Annotated in this window: 15 protein-coding genes; 1 reads left to right on the forward strand and 14 read right to left on the reverse strand. The window is 42.7% G+C overall.

All coding sequences use genetic code 11. From position 1 onward, the window contains the following. Positions 1 to 337: 337 nt before the first annotated feature. From BP621_RS09440 to BP621_RS17085, 3 genes are all read right to left on the reverse strand, one after another. Positions 338 to 2,077 (reverse strand): aldehyde ferredoxin oxidoreductase family protein, encoded by a 1,740-nt coding sequence (locus BP621_RS09440; protein WP_292389383.1) that lies wholly within the window; start codon positions 2,075 to 2,077, stop codon positions 338 to 340. 150 nt (positions 2,078 to 2,227) lie between these two features. After that, a complete protein-coding gene (locus BP621_RS17080) occupies positions 2,228 to 2,425 on the reverse strand; it encodes a PKD domain-containing protein (protein WP_349682064.1) in 198 nt (65 codons plus the stop codon). A 131-nt stretch (positions 2,426 to 2,556) separates the two neighbouring features. Beyond that, positions 2,557 to 2,751: a PKD domain-containing protein gene (locus tag BP621_RS17085; protein ID WP_349682063.1), complete on the reverse strand. Its 195-nt coding sequence runs from the start codon at positions 2,749 to 2,751 to the stop codon at positions 2,557 to 2,559. A 109-nt stretch (positions 2,752 to 2,860) separates the two neighbouring features. Here BP621_RS17085 and BP621_RS09450 point away from each other — a divergent pair, with 109 nt between their 5' ends. Further along, on the forward strand, positions 2,861 to 3,298 hold the full coding sequence (locus tag BP621_RS09450; RefSeq protein ID WP_292389384.1) for an NUDIX hydrolase: 438 nt from the start codon (positions 2,861 to 2,863) through the stop codon (positions 3,296 to 3,298). Between the two features lie 66 nt (positions 3,299 to 3,364). Here BP621_RS09450 and BP621_RS09455 read toward each other — a convergent pair whose 3' ends face one another. The 11 genes from BP621_RS09455 to BP621_RS09505 form a co-directional block, all read right to left on the reverse strand. Continuing rightward, on the reverse strand, positions 3,365 to 4,054 hold the full coding sequence (locus BP621_RS09455) for a matrixin family metalloprotease (RefSeq protein WP_292389386.1): 690 nt from the start codon (positions 4,052 to 4,054) through the stop codon (positions 3,365 to 3,367). Positions 4,055 to 4,286: 232 nt separating this feature from the next. Beyond that, a complete protein-coding gene (locus BP621_RS09460; RefSeq protein ID WP_292389388.1) occupies positions 4,287 to 4,775 on the reverse strand; it encodes a carboxymuconolactone decarboxylase family protein in 489 nt (162 codons plus the stop codon). Between the two features lie 182 nt (positions 4,776 to 4,957). After that, entirely contained in the window at positions 4,958 to 5,890 is a 933-nt protein-coding gene (locus tag BP621_RS09465) for a methanogenesis marker 7 protein (protein ID WP_292389389.1), read from the reverse strand. Between the two features lies 1 nt (position 5,891). After that, positions 5,892 to 6,491, reverse strand: a complete 600-nt coding sequence (locus BP621_RS09470) for a methanogenesis marker 17 protein (protein ID WP_292389390.1) — start codon at positions 6,489 to 6,491, stop codon at positions 5,892 to 5,894. A 7-nt stretch (positions 6,492 to 6,498) separates the two neighbouring features. Beyond that, a complete protein-coding gene (locus BP621_RS09475) occupies positions 6,499 to 7,746 on the reverse strand; it encodes a methanogenesis marker 15 protein (RefSeq protein WP_292389391.1) in 1,248 nt (415 codons plus the stop codon). Beyond that, complete coding sequence (locus BP621_RS09480; protein WP_292389392.1) at positions 7,743 to 8,246, reverse strand: methanogenesis marker 5 protein; 504 nt, start codon at positions 8,244 to 8,246, stop codon at positions 7,743 to 7,745. The genes BP621_RS09475 and BP621_RS09480 overlap by 4 nt, the downstream gene beginning before the upstream one ends. Before the next feature lie 5 nt (positions 8,247 to 8,251). Then, positions 8,252 to 8,695, reverse strand: a complete 444-nt coding sequence (locus tag BP621_RS09485; protein ID WP_292389393.1) for a methanogenesis marker 6 protein — start codon at positions 8,693 to 8,695, stop codon at positions 8,252 to 8,254. 305 nt (positions 8,696 to 9,000) lie between these two features. Continuing rightward, on the reverse strand, positions 9,001 to 10,557 hold the full coding sequence (mmp3, locus tag BP621_RS09490) for a methyl-coenzyme M reductase-associated protein Mmp3 (RefSeq protein ID WP_292389394.1): 1,557 nt from the start codon (positions 10,555 to 10,557) through the stop codon (positions 9,001 to 9,003). Positions 10,558 to 10,597: 40 nt separating this feature from the next. After that, the gene (atwA, locus tag BP621_RS09495) at positions 10,598 to 12,211 is read right to left on the reverse strand and encodes a methyl coenzyme M reductase system, component A2 (RefSeq protein WP_292389395.1); all 1,614 of its coding nucleotides are present in this window, start codon (positions 12,209 to 12,211) and stop codon (positions 10,598 to 10,600) included. 381 nt (positions 12,212 to 12,592) lie between these two features. Further along, positions 12,593 to 13,393 carry an HAD family hydrolase gene (locus tag BP621_RS09500; RefSeq protein WP_292389396.1) on the reverse strand — a complete coding sequence of 267 codons (801 nt, stop codon included), beginning with the start codon at positions 13,391 to 13,393 and terminating at the stop codon, positions 12,593 to 12,595. 97 nt (positions 13,394 to 13,490) lie between these two features. Further along, positions 13,491 to 14,378 (reverse strand): presenilin family intramembrane aspartyl protease PSH, encoded by an 888-nt coding sequence (locus BP621_RS09505; RefSeq protein ID WP_292389397.1) that lies wholly within the window; start codon positions 14,376 to 14,378, stop codon positions 13,491 to 13,493. Between the last annotated feature and the right edge of the window lie 297 nt (positions 14,379 to 14,675).

Consider the following 14,675-nt stretch of genomic DNA (forward strand, 5'->3'; position numbering starts at 1 on the left):
TTCCGAGCTTTAGTTGCCTGCAGAGCTAATCTACAGATCGAGAACTAATACGATTAATTTATCCTTGACTATATAACGCTTGTGCGAGATTTTGCGTCTTTAGACTGGATTTCGAGAAAACTGCCTGAAATCTCCGGAAAATCCGGAGAAATCCAGGTTAAAGGAATACTGGATTAAAGGAAATATTGGATTTCAAAGAGAAAATCTTTTACCTTATATTACTTTTAGGAGCGTGCAGTAAAGCAAAAGTCCCTTAAAGCTTCCCTTTTTTTACAAGCATTTACATATTACATTTCACAATTCCTACTCCATACGCATCAATTTTCCGGTTTTCTTATTAAAAGCTGAGTCCAAGCTCCTCTAACTTCTCCGACCGGGGTACTCCTTCTTCATTCCATCCACGGTAATGGTAATATTCCTGAATTGCAGCTTCAAACTCCTGCCTTGGAAGTCCGTAACCTTTGTTCTCTCCCTCGTTTTCAAACAGTCTTTCAGGAAGAGTATCGTCTTTCCGGGTAAATCCTGCTTTAAGGTTATACATTCTCTCCAGATTATAGATTCTTTCTCCTATTTTCAGGAGATCTGCAGGCGATATCTCCATACCCGCGGCCGAAAGCAGGAGAGCCGAACCAAGCTCTTCGTTAAAGACAAAACCTGAGTAAGGGCAGAACACAAAAGAGTCCAGAACTGCAGTTAGGTTTTCAAACACCTGGAGTATGCCTGCTTTTCCTTTAAGGCTCAGACGGTTAAGACTTAAAGGCTTTCCAAGTACCTCAGGCCCGACCATAAAGGCAGTCAGATAGTCTCCCCCATGGCTGGAAGTAGCATAGGCCAGAGCCTGACCCCTTATCCCTCGCGGCTCAAAACCTCCGAGTTCGAGCCCCTTCACATCCATGCTCAAGTCTCTTCTCCCAAGACCTGATAAATATCGTCTGGCTCCGTTTCCGAACTTCGCTCCTTCCCCTATTTTCGAGAGCAGGAATTCAAGTCCATTAGCTTCGAGTACTCCTGCTTTGAGTTCTGCGCACGCCCCGAGCACGGAGCCTGCCGAGATAGGATCAAGCCCGTAATCCTTGCATATAGTATCAGCCTTAAGCACGGAATTCAGATCAGGATTTTCAAGGTTAAATCCAAAGGCCCAGATGGAGTCATAATCAGGCAAAATTTGCTCCGTTTCTGTAAACATCTGTCCTCTTTCTTTAATTCTCTTTTTACAACCCAGAGGACAGCCAGGGCAACTCTCATTTTCAAGCTTGAAAGCGGATTTGATATGCTCTCCTGAAAGCGCATCTGCAAAGGGAGTCTTCCTTCCGGAAAAGTTTCTAGTGGGGATAAGATTCATATAATCCAACAATTTTACAAGTGCAGACGTACCGTAATTTGCAAGGCCTTTGGAAAGTACGGGGCTTGCATCGAAAAACTTCCGCAGTTTTATCCCAAGTTCCCGGAATCCCTCAGGATCGGAAGGTAAAAGTTCTTTTTCCCCTTTCACAACAACGGCTTTGAGCATTTTTGAGCCGGCAACCGCACCCAGACCTCCTCTTCCGCTATGTATGGAATCAACAACAAAGGAGGAGATAAGAACCTGTTTTTCTCCTGCCCTGCCAATGCAGGCCACGCTGCCTTTGTTTTCAAGGGTTTCATTACAGGCTTTGACATTTTTTCCCCAGAGCTGTTCTGCGGGCACAATTTCAACGTTTCCTTCCGTGATTTCCACATATGAAGGCCTGTTTGCCTTTCCGGTAACTACCAGAGCATCAATTTCAGCTTTCTTGAGTTCTCTCCCGAAGCCCCCAGTGATGTTCCAGCTAAATACTGTGCCTGTTAGAGGCGATTTCGAGGTGAGGACTGCACCTGAAGCCATCGGGACAAGGCCTGAAAGAGGCCCGGAAGTAAATATTAAGGGATTTTCCGGACAAAGAGGATCAATATTCGCATCTGCAAGTTCGGAAAGCAATCTTACTCCAAGCCCTCGGCCGCCAAGGTATTTTCGAATTAAGTTTTCATCGGTCCTGACTGTACCTACCGATTTGGAACCAAGGTCTACATATATTGTTTTTCCTGTCCAGCCAGCCATATCAAGTCCTCTATCTTTCTTTCTCTGATCCGGTTTCGTAATTCTGTTTTTTTCTAACGATTTTAATTTCTATTTTTATTTCTGTGTCATGTCCCCCTGCTTCTGTAGGGGTATGACACTGAAATTTTCTCTGTTTTTTCAATTTAAAATTTATTTTTTGGAAACTGTAATATATCCAGACATTGTTTTGGTGTTAATGCCTTTAGCATTCTTTACTGTTAAGCTGACAGTATATTTTCTTGCTTTACTGTATGTGTGTGCAGGATTCCTGGCTGCTGAATATGTGCCATCTCCAAAGCTCCATTTCCAAGAAGTTGGACTATTGGCACTTTTGTCAGTAAACTGCACCTTCAAGGGCGCTTTTCCGGATACTGAGGAAGCTGAAAAAGCAGCAACCTGAGCTTTAAGAGGAGATATAACAGTTATATACTTTGTTTTAATTTCCTTATCTCTTCCATATTCATTAATTGCGGTATGTTTTACCGTATAAATCCCGGCTTTTGAATAGGTATGCTCGGGTTCTGTTCAGTTACCAGAGTAGATCCGTCTCCGAAATACCATTTCCATTCAGTTGGCGAGCCTGTACTTGTGCTGGCAAATTTAACTTTCAGTGGGGCTTTTCCAGACAGAGGGCTTGCAGAGAAAACCGCAACAGGTTTTACTGGGGCTGTCACTTTTATATAATTTGTTTTTATTTCAGTATCCTTACTTGCTGCATTAATTATATCTTGAAGATCTTAAAAGAGCCAGCCTTTAAGATAAAGGAATCTCACATATTATTGTATGAATCTGGAGAAACCTTACATCGTTTCTATTTATGCCGTTCTACGGAACGAGAAAGGCGAATTCCTACTTCTCAGGCGGTCGGAAAACTCTCACAGCAATCCGGGAAAATGGGATCTGCCAGGGGGAAAGCTGGTCCATGGAGAGCCCCTTGAAGAAGCAGTTGTTCGGGAGACCTGGGAGGAAACCGGGATTTCAATTGTTCCCGGAGAAATTGCAGGATATACTACCTTTGAGCTTCCGGAAAAAAAGGTGATTGCCGTAATATATGATGGGGGATATATCATTGCCGATGTAAAGTTGAGCCATGAACATTTGGAATATGCATGGAGCTCTCTTGAGCAGATTCTGGAAATGGATGCTCTTCCGGATCACTTCAAGGAATTCTTTAAAAGATTCGCTGCAGAAAATAAGGAACCTCCAGAGCTATCGATTTAATCTGGACTTATCGGTTCCTTTATGATTAATTTCTGTTTGAAGTTTTGAGAGTCCTTAAGATTAGTTTTACTTGAAGTACTTATCCTCAAGGTTTTTCCTTTTTTTCCTGCTGCGCTGCCAGCTTACCCCGATGTACAGGAAAACTGAAAGAGCTGAAAGAGCTGCCATACGCAGTACGTGACTGTATTTGCTCAAGAGGAGAGGGTTTATATCTTCTCTTTGCTCGTACTCAGGATACATAATATCCCGCCTGTTGCTGCTATGTCCCAGGCCCAAGGCGTGCCCGAATTCATGTTTTGCAATAGAAAGCATTGTAGTATCCCCATACTGGCGCCAGGCTTTACCCTGATAGTTTCCTACCTCAAGCACTATATCAACACTTACAAATCGACCATTTGATACCCTGGGGCTTGCGTAGCCAGCAACGCCTGGGGAAGCACCTTCGACATTCTCCAGATTTTCAACCCATTTTATCCTGATATCAGCTTCTTTCGAATTCACGTGTTTGAAAACAGGCGTGAATTCAAGGTTTCCATTTCCTCCTTTCTCCCAGTATTCCATAGCCTTTTCTATCTGTGCGTAATAGGTGGAACTGTAGTGTTCAGGTACACTTTTGTTTTCTACATATACAGTGATAGGAGAATGGTCCCATGGATGGTCTAAAAGTGTTTCTGGATCCGCTTCAGATGCTGCCGAAGCGATAGGTAAAATAAGTACCATCAATAACAGGGCAAAGGAAAACCTTATTCCATACATACCGTTTCGATTGATATAAACCGGCCTCCACACATGGTAACTGATTGTTCGACTCCGAAAACCCCATGTAATATTAGTATCAAATAAAATCTGTTACAGAAGTGCCATCAATTTTGGTAAAAAATGTTATAATTCTCATTCAAAAATTAGTTTCTTAAAAATTAAAGTAAGTCTTGATAAGCCAATCTACACTCACAAAAATTGCACTTAAATATTCCTTAAATTTGTCTGTTTAATCTAGAGTAGCTCTGGATATATCGCAAATCTCACAGTTCGGATCACGGCAATGTTTCTCTTTTTCCATCTCTTCCTCTTCACCTTTTTCGTCACCCGGAAATTCGGAAGCAAGAGCTCTCGTACTTTCGGCAAGTACTGCAGCATTGGAAATGGATGCTCCTATCATAATGGCAGAAAATATGCTTTCTTTCTTGATTCCCTTTCTTTTCGCGACTCTAATATGCATTTTCAGGCAATGTTCGCAGCGAAGGGCAGAAGCCACACCTATAGAAATGAGTTCTATTGTCTCCGGGTCGAGATTCTTGAATTCCCTCATTATGGAATTCTCATAGAGTGTTTTCGGGATGAAAATCTCCGGAAGGTCTTTCATGAAGTTCATAATATAGGGAATTTCACCATACTGATTCCGGATATCTTCAAGAAGTTCAGGAATAACTTTTTCAGGATCCTTTTTCAAAATTTCCACAATATCCTCAAGTTCCATATGAAACCACCCAGCATAATTAACGTGGAAACAGTATTCAAACGCCGTTTTCAGGGCCAGACTTTACACATAAAGGATAAGTGAACAGACACGAACCCAGTAAAAATGTAAAGTGGATAGCTTTTACGCAGCAGAACCCGGATCAATGTAAAGTGGATAGCTCTTACGCAATAGAATCCGGGTCAAATTGAAAAACCAACGTCAGACTTAGATTTGATTTTTATCAATATATAATTTTTCATTTTTGATTTTGAAATATCTGCAAGCTCGGAAAGGGTAACCCCTTCATCAAATTCCAGTTTTTCAAGTCTTTCGTGGAATTCATCATAAGGCAGCTTAACCCTGAGCCCGTTAAGCTGGAGAGTAAGTGGGGCAGGCGAAAGTACAGTTCGGATTTCTGAGACCTGGTTTTCAATCTCTTTCATAACTCTGGCAGGAAGCACTGCGAGGGGGTCTTTTGCCTGCTGTTTACGAATATTATCAGCAATCTTTCCAATCCCTTCGTTGAGTTTATCAAGGGCATTAACCTCCTCGGTTTTCCTTAACCTGTGAGAAGTCCTTCCGATATTCCCAACATAAAGATCTGCTCCAGGAACTTCCTCGGTCTTCAGGTCAGGTCCGCCTGTAACTACGATTGGGATTTCTATGCCTTCAAAGAGCTTTGGCTTCTTGTTTATTATGCAGTCACTGAAAGACCCGAATGTGAAAACTGCAATATCGTGTTCGTTGATAAGTTTCCTTTCGTAATCCATGGACAGAGATACTCTGCGCCCCATTCCTCTTGCAAGTCCTATCATGTTTGTGTTGGCTCCGGGATGGCGGAGATACTCTGCTACGTCACAGGCTGAATGCGGAAGATGATGAGAAGCAAGGGTCGGCGAAACAACTGCAATCTCAACTCCAGTCAGGGGAGCTTCTACCATCATCCCAAGCAGTTCGTCAGATTGTTTTTTTACTACCGGGACATCTTTTTCCGGAATAAGCATTATAAGGTTGACTTCAGTCCCTGTAACTACTTTCTGGATTATGTAACCTCCAACGTCTTCCAGCAACTCAATTAAAAGTCCATGCTTGTGGACGCCACCGGTATAAAGATAGGGTCGGAGTACAGCCATCTTACTTTTTCCCTCCTTTCGTCAGTTCTTCGAGCATCGCTCCTGCCTCTTCGATCCATCTATGTTTTAGTGCTTCCTCGGACGCCACAAAAATGAATTGGTTACCCTTATACAGGTGATACCTAACCCTGAAACCCTCTGGAGTGACACGGATTGCGAAATCAACAAGGTTTTCGTGAAGCCTGTGCCTGGGATCTGCAACCATCATATCTTTAAGAAAAGCGACTTCTTGCTCTGGCTTATCCGTACTTATGGCTACAGTCCAGCGGTCCGGCTGGCTGATGTTTGCTTTCCCGTAGCGTTCCCAGAGTTTTCCCAGTAATTCTGGAATATACTGCTCTTTTTTGATCGAAATTATTATCTCACGAGCAACCGGTTTTGCTTCCATGTCGGCAATGTCGATTGTTGTAACTCTGGTGCCCACATCCCTCAGGAGAATTGCCATCTGAAAAAGGGAATCTTCAGGTCTCAACACTACCTTTATTCTCCCTATTGCCGGAGCAAGCTTGAGACTTGCAAGGTTATCCTCAATAATTTTCCTGTAAAATTCCTGCTCCGAAACAATTGCGGACTCGACATCAAAGACCTCAAGCGAATCCATCTTTCACTCACTCCTCCACAAAGCCCGAAGCAAGCAAAGCTGCTCCTACTGCTCCTATCATGTGGGAATTTTCGGGAACAAGGACGTCAATCTTGAGAAGCTCTCCAAGGGCTTTTGGGACTCCTGCAATTAGTGAAGACCCACCCACAAGAATCAGAGGCTCTTTAACATCTACTTCCTGTAACTGCTGCTCATATATCTGTTCTACCACACTATAACACGCAGCGGCAGCCACATCTTCAGGAGTAGCCCCTTTTGCAAGGGAATTTACAAGGGATTGGGTTCCAAAGACTATGCAATAGCTGTTCATGGACACATTTTCGTGCATCCCTTTAACTGCCAGGGCTCCCAGTTCGGTAATATCTACACCAAGCCGTTTTGAGATCATCTCAAAGAAACGTCCTGAAGCGCCTGCGCAGATCCCACCCATTGTAAACATTCCGGGAATACCGTCCTGAACCGAGATTGCCTTGTTGTCCATACCGCCTATGTCAATAACTGTTGCACTGCCTTTTTGCTTATCAGCAAGGTAAACGGCTCCTTTTGAGTTGACAGTTATTTCTTCCTGGATAAGCTGGGCCTTTAAATGATTGCCTATAAGGAAACGACCATATCCGGTCGTACCCAGAGCCTGAATTTCTTCCCTGGAGACCCCGGCTTCTTTTAGAGCCTGTGAGTATGCTTCCTCAGCACTTTCAAGGACTTTTGTTGTGGGCACCCAGCCCTTGCCTATTATTTTGTTATCCCTCATTACCACGGCTTTTGTGGTTGTTGACCCTGAGTCTATTCCTGCAGTCAATCCGGTCTGAACTTCCCTTGTAAGAAGGTGCCTGCGCCTGACAATTGTAGTAAGAGCTTCCAGGCGAGTAAGAAGCGTACCTGCACTGGTGCTTTCGGTAAAAGAATAACTGATTACCGGAATGTTGGAGTGCTCATGGATGTATCTTCGGATCTCATTTCGTACAATGGCTCCTTCGGCACAGCGGAAACAGGTGGTAATAAAAACCCCTTCCGCATTTGTTATGCCTTCAACAACAGCCTTTGCCCGGGCCATCATAAGCCTCAGGTCTCCACTAGCAACCTCAAGCCCGAAATCTCTGCCTATAGTATCTATGGATGCAACATCAATTTCCGGATAAATAAATTTTGCATTTACTTTTGCCGCGGCTTCTTCAAATTCGGGCTGAACTCCGGCATACTCAGAGCCGCAAGATACCAGTGCAATCTTGACAAGTGCAGATTCTTCAGAGCTCATTCCTTGTCCTCCTTTTCTGCCGATTCTTTCCCTTTCGACTTTTCCCCGGTCTCAGGCTTTTCCTTAGGCAAAGATTCCAAAAATGCTGCTATTTTGTATACGAAATCGCGAGCTTCATCGTCGGATTCCGGATACTTTACCTCGAGCACAGGGACACCTTTTGAGCGGACCAGATACTTCGTCAGCTCATTTGTGCGGTTACAACCCACGCAGCCAAAGTCCGTGGGTGGGTTTTCAACTATAATTGCAGCTTCTGTTTGTTCTATAAGGGGACCTATCAGCGCCATCCTTCCCCTCACTCCAGCCGGTACTTCAATTGCAGCATATTTAAGCCCCAGTTTAGGGTCTTCAGGAGTAATATTTATAGGAGGAGAATCCAGGCTGAGGCTTGTAACTTTTTCTCGGATCTGGCTCATCATGGTAAGGGGTTTGTGCCCGAAACGTTCAACCAGGTCAGCCAGAATAAGACTATTTATAGGGTAAATGAAAACCTTTGCCAAAAAACTCACCTCGCAAGTTCCTCTTCAATAACTTTTTTCAGGTCCGAAGTTTTAAGCCTGCATTTCGTTTTGCGTTTTTCTTTTACACATTCCTTTGCTTCCAGTTCATCAAGTGCAGCCCCTATAGCAGGAAGCATCTCCACTTCTTCCCTCAAAAAATGGAATCCAGGTCGTGGACCTCCACCCCTGCTTGCGCGGCAGCGTCTTTCATCTCCTGGAGGGAATCCCCTATCCTTTACAAAAATATGATTTTTATCCAGCTGCCGGATTTGTTCAACCAGGGTCTGGACATCATCTTTGGCTCCTGATATGATAAGTCCAAAACAGGTCTCCTTTACGGTAACTGGAAACTCTGACTCGTAGATCTTCATAGCTGCATCTGAAGGCAGCACATTATCCGAACTGATTACAATGTACTTTGTAATCTCTTCCTTTTTTGTTTCCGTCATCTTTCGTCTCTCCTTAGCCTCGGGAGACTTCACCTTCGATAAACTTACTTGAGTGCACTCAATTATCTGGATTCATTAAAGCAGCCGTGGTATAATGAGTTGATTTCCCTTTCAGTAAGGTTTTAACCTGATACCAGCGAACCAATTTTCAGCTTGAATTCTTTATTATTCGGGTACTTATAAGGCTACTTATATGACTACTTAATTATCACTGATTACTACACTCATGTATATTACTTCTTTTATATATTATATTTATTATGTACGCCTTAGTAGTTATCGCTTTACTATTCATGTTTTTAAGCTTACTCGCGTACAATTTCAGTTACGTATATCGCATCTCCTTCTTTGACACCAAGAAGCTTTTCAGGATTTACTATCCGACCGACAATATTTGTTGAGGAAAATCTTTCTCCGGTGGGGCCGAAAAGCTCGTCGTCTCCAATTCTTATTCCTATAGTCCCCATTCTCTTTGCCGCCTGATTTGTGATCCCTATTTCTCCTCCGAGTACTTTGTCAGTTGGGGTATTTTCTGGAAGGATTTCCTTGTACTTCACGACTTCCTTTTCTGTCTTAAAAAGGTAGGCGTCGTCATATATCATATAAACAGGCAGTTTCCCAACAGTTTTTGTTTTAAGTTCAAGGCCATGGAGGAAGAAATCAACAGATTTCGGGGCTTTTTCAGCGTAAAGTTCAATCTCAATCAATTTATCTCTGGATACTGCATACGCAGTCACCTTTGCTTCTCCAAGGATCTCAAGGGTTGTTGGTGGGTCCTGACTGACAATTACGGCATCCTCTCCGGTATATCCGTCTTTTACCAGTTCAACCCCTATGGAAGAAAGTACGGGCTCGACCTCTTCAAAGCTGTGTCCCAGAAGCACTATCTGGGGAGGAAGACTCTCGATCGAAATTTTCTGTCCTTCTTCTGCGAGCTTAATGAGTTCGATACCTTTCGTTACCTGTCCTACAACCGAATGTACAAGGCTTGAAGGCCGCTCCTCTTTTGAAATATAAGTTCTGCCCAACCCATATCCGACTGTACGGACTGAAATTGCACCTTCTCGTCTCGGCTCGAAATTTTCATAAGGAGTAGGTTCTCCCTTCAGGCCATCATCCGAGATAAATGAGCTGGTAGTAACGTCTACGTTAAGAGTTCCTTCACGGGTAAGGGCATAGAAATGTTCTGCCCCTCTTGGAGCATTCCTGGAAAGCTCGACCTCAAAATAAGTAAATATGCTGTTTCCATCTTCAAGCAAAATAGAAAGATCAGTTGTACAGGTCTTTTCTGAGATTTGCTCCCATTCTATAATTGGCTCAATACCAAGAATTGTATCCTCTCTGGAAAGCCTGGATAAAATATTTCTTCCGGTCACAACTTCTGCAAAAACTCCATCTTTAGGAGTCCCATATTCTGCAGTATGTCTTTTAAGCGAAAAAATAAGATGAGTGTTATGGGGATCAAATCCTCCTGCCCCAAACATCACCTCAAACGCTTCAAAGCTCCCTGGTTCACGTAAAGGTTTAATTTCAGCTTCAAAGGGCCCGAAAGCCAGAGCTTCAGGACTTGCCCAATGGATGGATTTCCCTTCGTATTCTTTAAAATGTTCAGCCCATAATTTTCCTGAAGGCGATTCAGGATTTTTTATTTCTATCCTGAATTCTCCTCTGGGAGTATTGATAGCGTATTCGGTGACTGTTTCTGTCTTTTCCTCAGCGGCCTCTTTCAAAATTCCGACCGCTGTACCGGCTATATAAGGGGCTCTGGAAACTTTAAGGGCATCTCCAAGGGTAGAGCCTGCAAGTAAAGCATATTGTTGCCCGTTCACCTCTACGCTGATCTCATTACTCGTAATCGGCACCTCATTTAGTATTTTTCCATACTAAGAGGTGGCAGCATATTTATATCTCTTCTGCAGCTTTGACCCTTTCGTCTTCGGTGAGTTGAGACAATATATTCTTCGGTTCACCGATGTCCACAATCTTCCCGTTACGCATAAGTGCGACACGGTCACATATCTCGTTTACGAAATCGATATCATGAGAAACTACAACAAATGTTTCTCCTATATCCTCTCTGGCCTTAAGGATGGAGTTCGTCACCGATACTTTGGTAATCGGGTCCATAGTCCCTGTAGGCTCATCCATAATGACAATTCTTGGCTCCTTAATCAGAACCTGTGCAAGTGCAATCCTATGCCGCTCCCCTTCACTTAGCTCATCAGTCATTTGGGGTAAAATAGCTTTTGCCTTGTTTTCCTCAAAACCAGCAGCCTTGAGAGTGATTACGGCTTTTCTGACCCCAAGTTCAAAAGGCAGATCAAGGCTAATAGATTCGGTGAGGTTATCTATAACTGAGCTATGAGTATAAAGACCATATTCCTGGTGCAGGAACCCCATATATTTGGTTGCCCTTCCTTTATTTTCCACTCCTAGCTTTGTCATGTCTACCCATTCGTCTCCCACTCGAACCTCAACCTCTCCGGATGTGGGAGGTAATATTCCCATCAAAATTTTTGAGGTTGTAGTCTTGCCAGCTCCGCTCACTCCAACTAGCCCGAAAATTTCTCCTTCATTTACATCAAAAGAGATGCCGTCTACAGCTCTTACCACACCTCGATCAACTGAAATATAACGCTTTGAAAGGTCTCTTACCCTGATAATAGGTTCACCGACCATGACATTCTTTTCCTGCCTCACGAGGGATACACTTTGCATAAAGGTTGCAGAAACCTCAAGTGGATCCCCTTCTTTGATTACCTCTCCATTGTCAAGCAGGATAGCTTTATTCGCCAGCTGTTCAATAACTTCAGGCCAATGCGAAGTCAGGACCATGCTCATATTATAGTTCTTGACTGCCCTGATCATAGCATCATGAACCAGCTTGGCAGTCATGGGATCAAGGGTACCTGTGGGCTCGTCAGCTAACAGGAGCAAAGGACTTCTTACAAGCTGCCTTGCAAGCACAACTCTCTGTTTTTCTCCACCTGAAAGTTCTCTTGCAACATGCATCATGCGGTGACTTAGATTTACTTCTTCCAGCAGTTCGACTGCTTTTCTCATTGAGTCTTTTCCGGCATATCCGATTTCATTCAGGGAATTTATGACGTTTACAAGAACCCTTTCGTCTCCATAAAGGGCAAAGGTGCGCTGAAGCATTATAGCGATGCGCTTTGTAAGATCTCTCCTTACCGAGTCATAAAGGGAAAGTTTTATGAAATCAGCTTCGAAAGCTTCCAGCGATTCTCCACAGACCGGGCACTTCTGGCCTGTTTTACTGGGGCGTTCTATGTATCCGCATTTCGGACAGCGGGCTAGATGATAAATTACTTCACCTGAGATATTCTCAAAAGATTCTGTGCCGCGCAGTACATGCATCAGGATTGTTTTCCCGGATCCGCTTTTTCCCAGAACTCCAACGATTTCCCCTTCGTTGATAGTTAAGTTTACGTTTTTCAGGGCCTTATGACCGTCGAAATCTACGGTTAGATTTTTGACTTCAATAAATACTGGCATGGATTTTCCTCCGCAATTATGAGCTGCAATATTTTCTGGTGGCTCTTGCCTGCCTGGGCATATCGCTCAAGAGTGAAAAGCAATTACTATAGATAAATAATACAATAGTATAAACAACAAATATCACATACTTAATGAATTTCACACATTTGGGCAACAACTACTAAGAGTAAAGATTACATAAACATAACGCATTATTTTTTCACTGTTAACATTTAAAGCACATTTAAAGTAAAGTCAAGTTCATATGACGAATGCGCTTAGTCAGTACCTTAATCTCGTCCTGCTGTACTGACTTGATATGTTATATTGATTTGTCTTATTATACTGACCGTCGTGTTATATTGATTCCTTTATATAATAATTCTTTTAATATCCTAGTTACAGCGCTTTTACTACATCCACAACTTTTATAATATCGTCAATTATCACGTCTGCGGCTTCTCTTAGTTCTTTGGGCCTTTTGTCGCCTTGCTGCGTTGTCATTATCCCTACATCTGCTGCCCTGAACGCCAGTATGTCATTGATTCCATCCCCTACCATGAGTACTATTTTATATTTCTTTTTGAGTTCACGCACTATTTTTTCCTTCATTAGAGTGTTTGAAAAGGCAAAGACTCTCTCCTGGGGAATATTTATGAACTCAGCCAGTTGCATAAGGGCAAGCAAACTATCTCCGGATGCTATGTACGTATCAATTTTCATGGAATGGAGAGTCTGGACCGTTTGTAACGTGGTACTGAATACGTGCCCTCCTGTGCTAAGCACATACGGCACGCTTCTCGCTTGAGAGTCAACTATCAGGCCTGCTGCAAGGTAAAAAACATTCGGGCAGTGGGATGCAACTGCTTCCAGTACATCATGTACGTCGCCCATTCTTGGGGATGTCCCTCTTATGATATCACATGCAATTTCCGGAGTAAAGTTTCCTTTTGAACAGCTTATACCTATTGAAACTTTGTACTCTCTTATAAACTCAAATAGGGACATATCTTTTCTTGAGCGCAGGAGTGTATCACTTTCGGCGTTCAGAACTACAAGCCCACATCCGTTCTTTTGCGCGACAATAGCAGTGCTCTCTATGTTTTCAAGGATATTCCCGGTACTGGCTTCCTTTGCAACCCTGTACATATGTAGAAGAGTTCCGGCACTGTCAAAGACCACTGCAATTCTTTTGGACATATCAAGTGATTAAGCTGTTAAATAAAAAAATCTTTGCGAAAATTGGAAAATAAAATAATAATTTATAAAAATAAAAATATGTGAAGAAAAATTAACTTCACAGGATTGAGGCCCCTGAGATCAGGACACCAGCAAAGAAACCCAGAATTACTCCGGAATTCAAAAAGGGAAGACCTGCCTGCGGTTTACCTTTCATTACCTGGATGGAAAGGACTGCGTGTCCTATAAGCGTGCCCAAGATGGCTCCAAGGACTGGATATAAATTACTTTTCATGAAGACGTCTGCTGAGACTACCAGCAGAGTAGGCATAACCGCATCTCCGAGCCCCATGAAAAAAGCCTCATTCTTTTCTCCCTTTTTGAAATCTTCCTTTAAGAAAGAATACTTCAGGTGTTTTGGAATTACGAACATGATTGGAAGCTTCAGATCCATTATCCCCTCAGCCATATCTACCATATGCTTTGTTTTGTATACCGAGATAGCATCGTAGATTGCAAGAAGCAGCAGGAGTATTATTATGGGAACAATTGAGAGGGAAATTCCTATCAGGGCACTGACCCCGGCTGAAATACAAACTCCCACAATGTCAACTACGTACCATTCTGGATATTTATAGAGCAGCACTGTTATTCCTGTAGATAGCACCGCTGAGGCAATGGCTTCAAATCCTGAAAGAGGCGGAAGAAGGGTAAACAGGGCCAAGAATACGTAATAGAGAGTGCTTATTATGGCTAGGTAAATAGAGAGGCTGATTACCCATTTCATATTCTTCTTTAGTGCTATCAGGACAAAAAGGGTGAAACCCAGGATCATTACAATATAATATATGGAATTAGACACCTGGGTTGGGTCTTCAAAAGCCTGCATTCCACTACCTTCCATTGGAGAGGATAAAAAGAGTGCAAGAATCTGCACTATGAGGATCAGTCCTCCCATGGAAATAATAGGTAAATAATCTTTAATTGATTGTTCGATGGAACTCAAGTGCTAAACTCCTTAATTCTTAACAGTATGCCTTTTCTATTCCTTTATAACAGTATGCCTTTTCTATTCCTTTATTATATTTACTGTATTTCCATCTCCGACTTCTCTTGACTGTTTATATATAACTTTACCTGAGAGCATCTTGTCTTTTTGTATTCTTTTCAAAGCAGGCAATTTTCCGCGAAATTCTTTGGACATATCTCTAAAATGCTGGCTCTTTTTCCGCAGGAGCGATAATCAAAAGTACCAATCAAAAGTACCAATCAAAAGTACCAATCAAAAGTACCGAAATAATTC

It is taken from the genome of Methanosarcina sp. UBA5, from assembly GCF_002505485.1.
Classification (GTDB): Archaea; Halobacteriota; Methanosarcinia; order Methanosarcinales; family Methanosarcinaceae; genus Methanosarcina.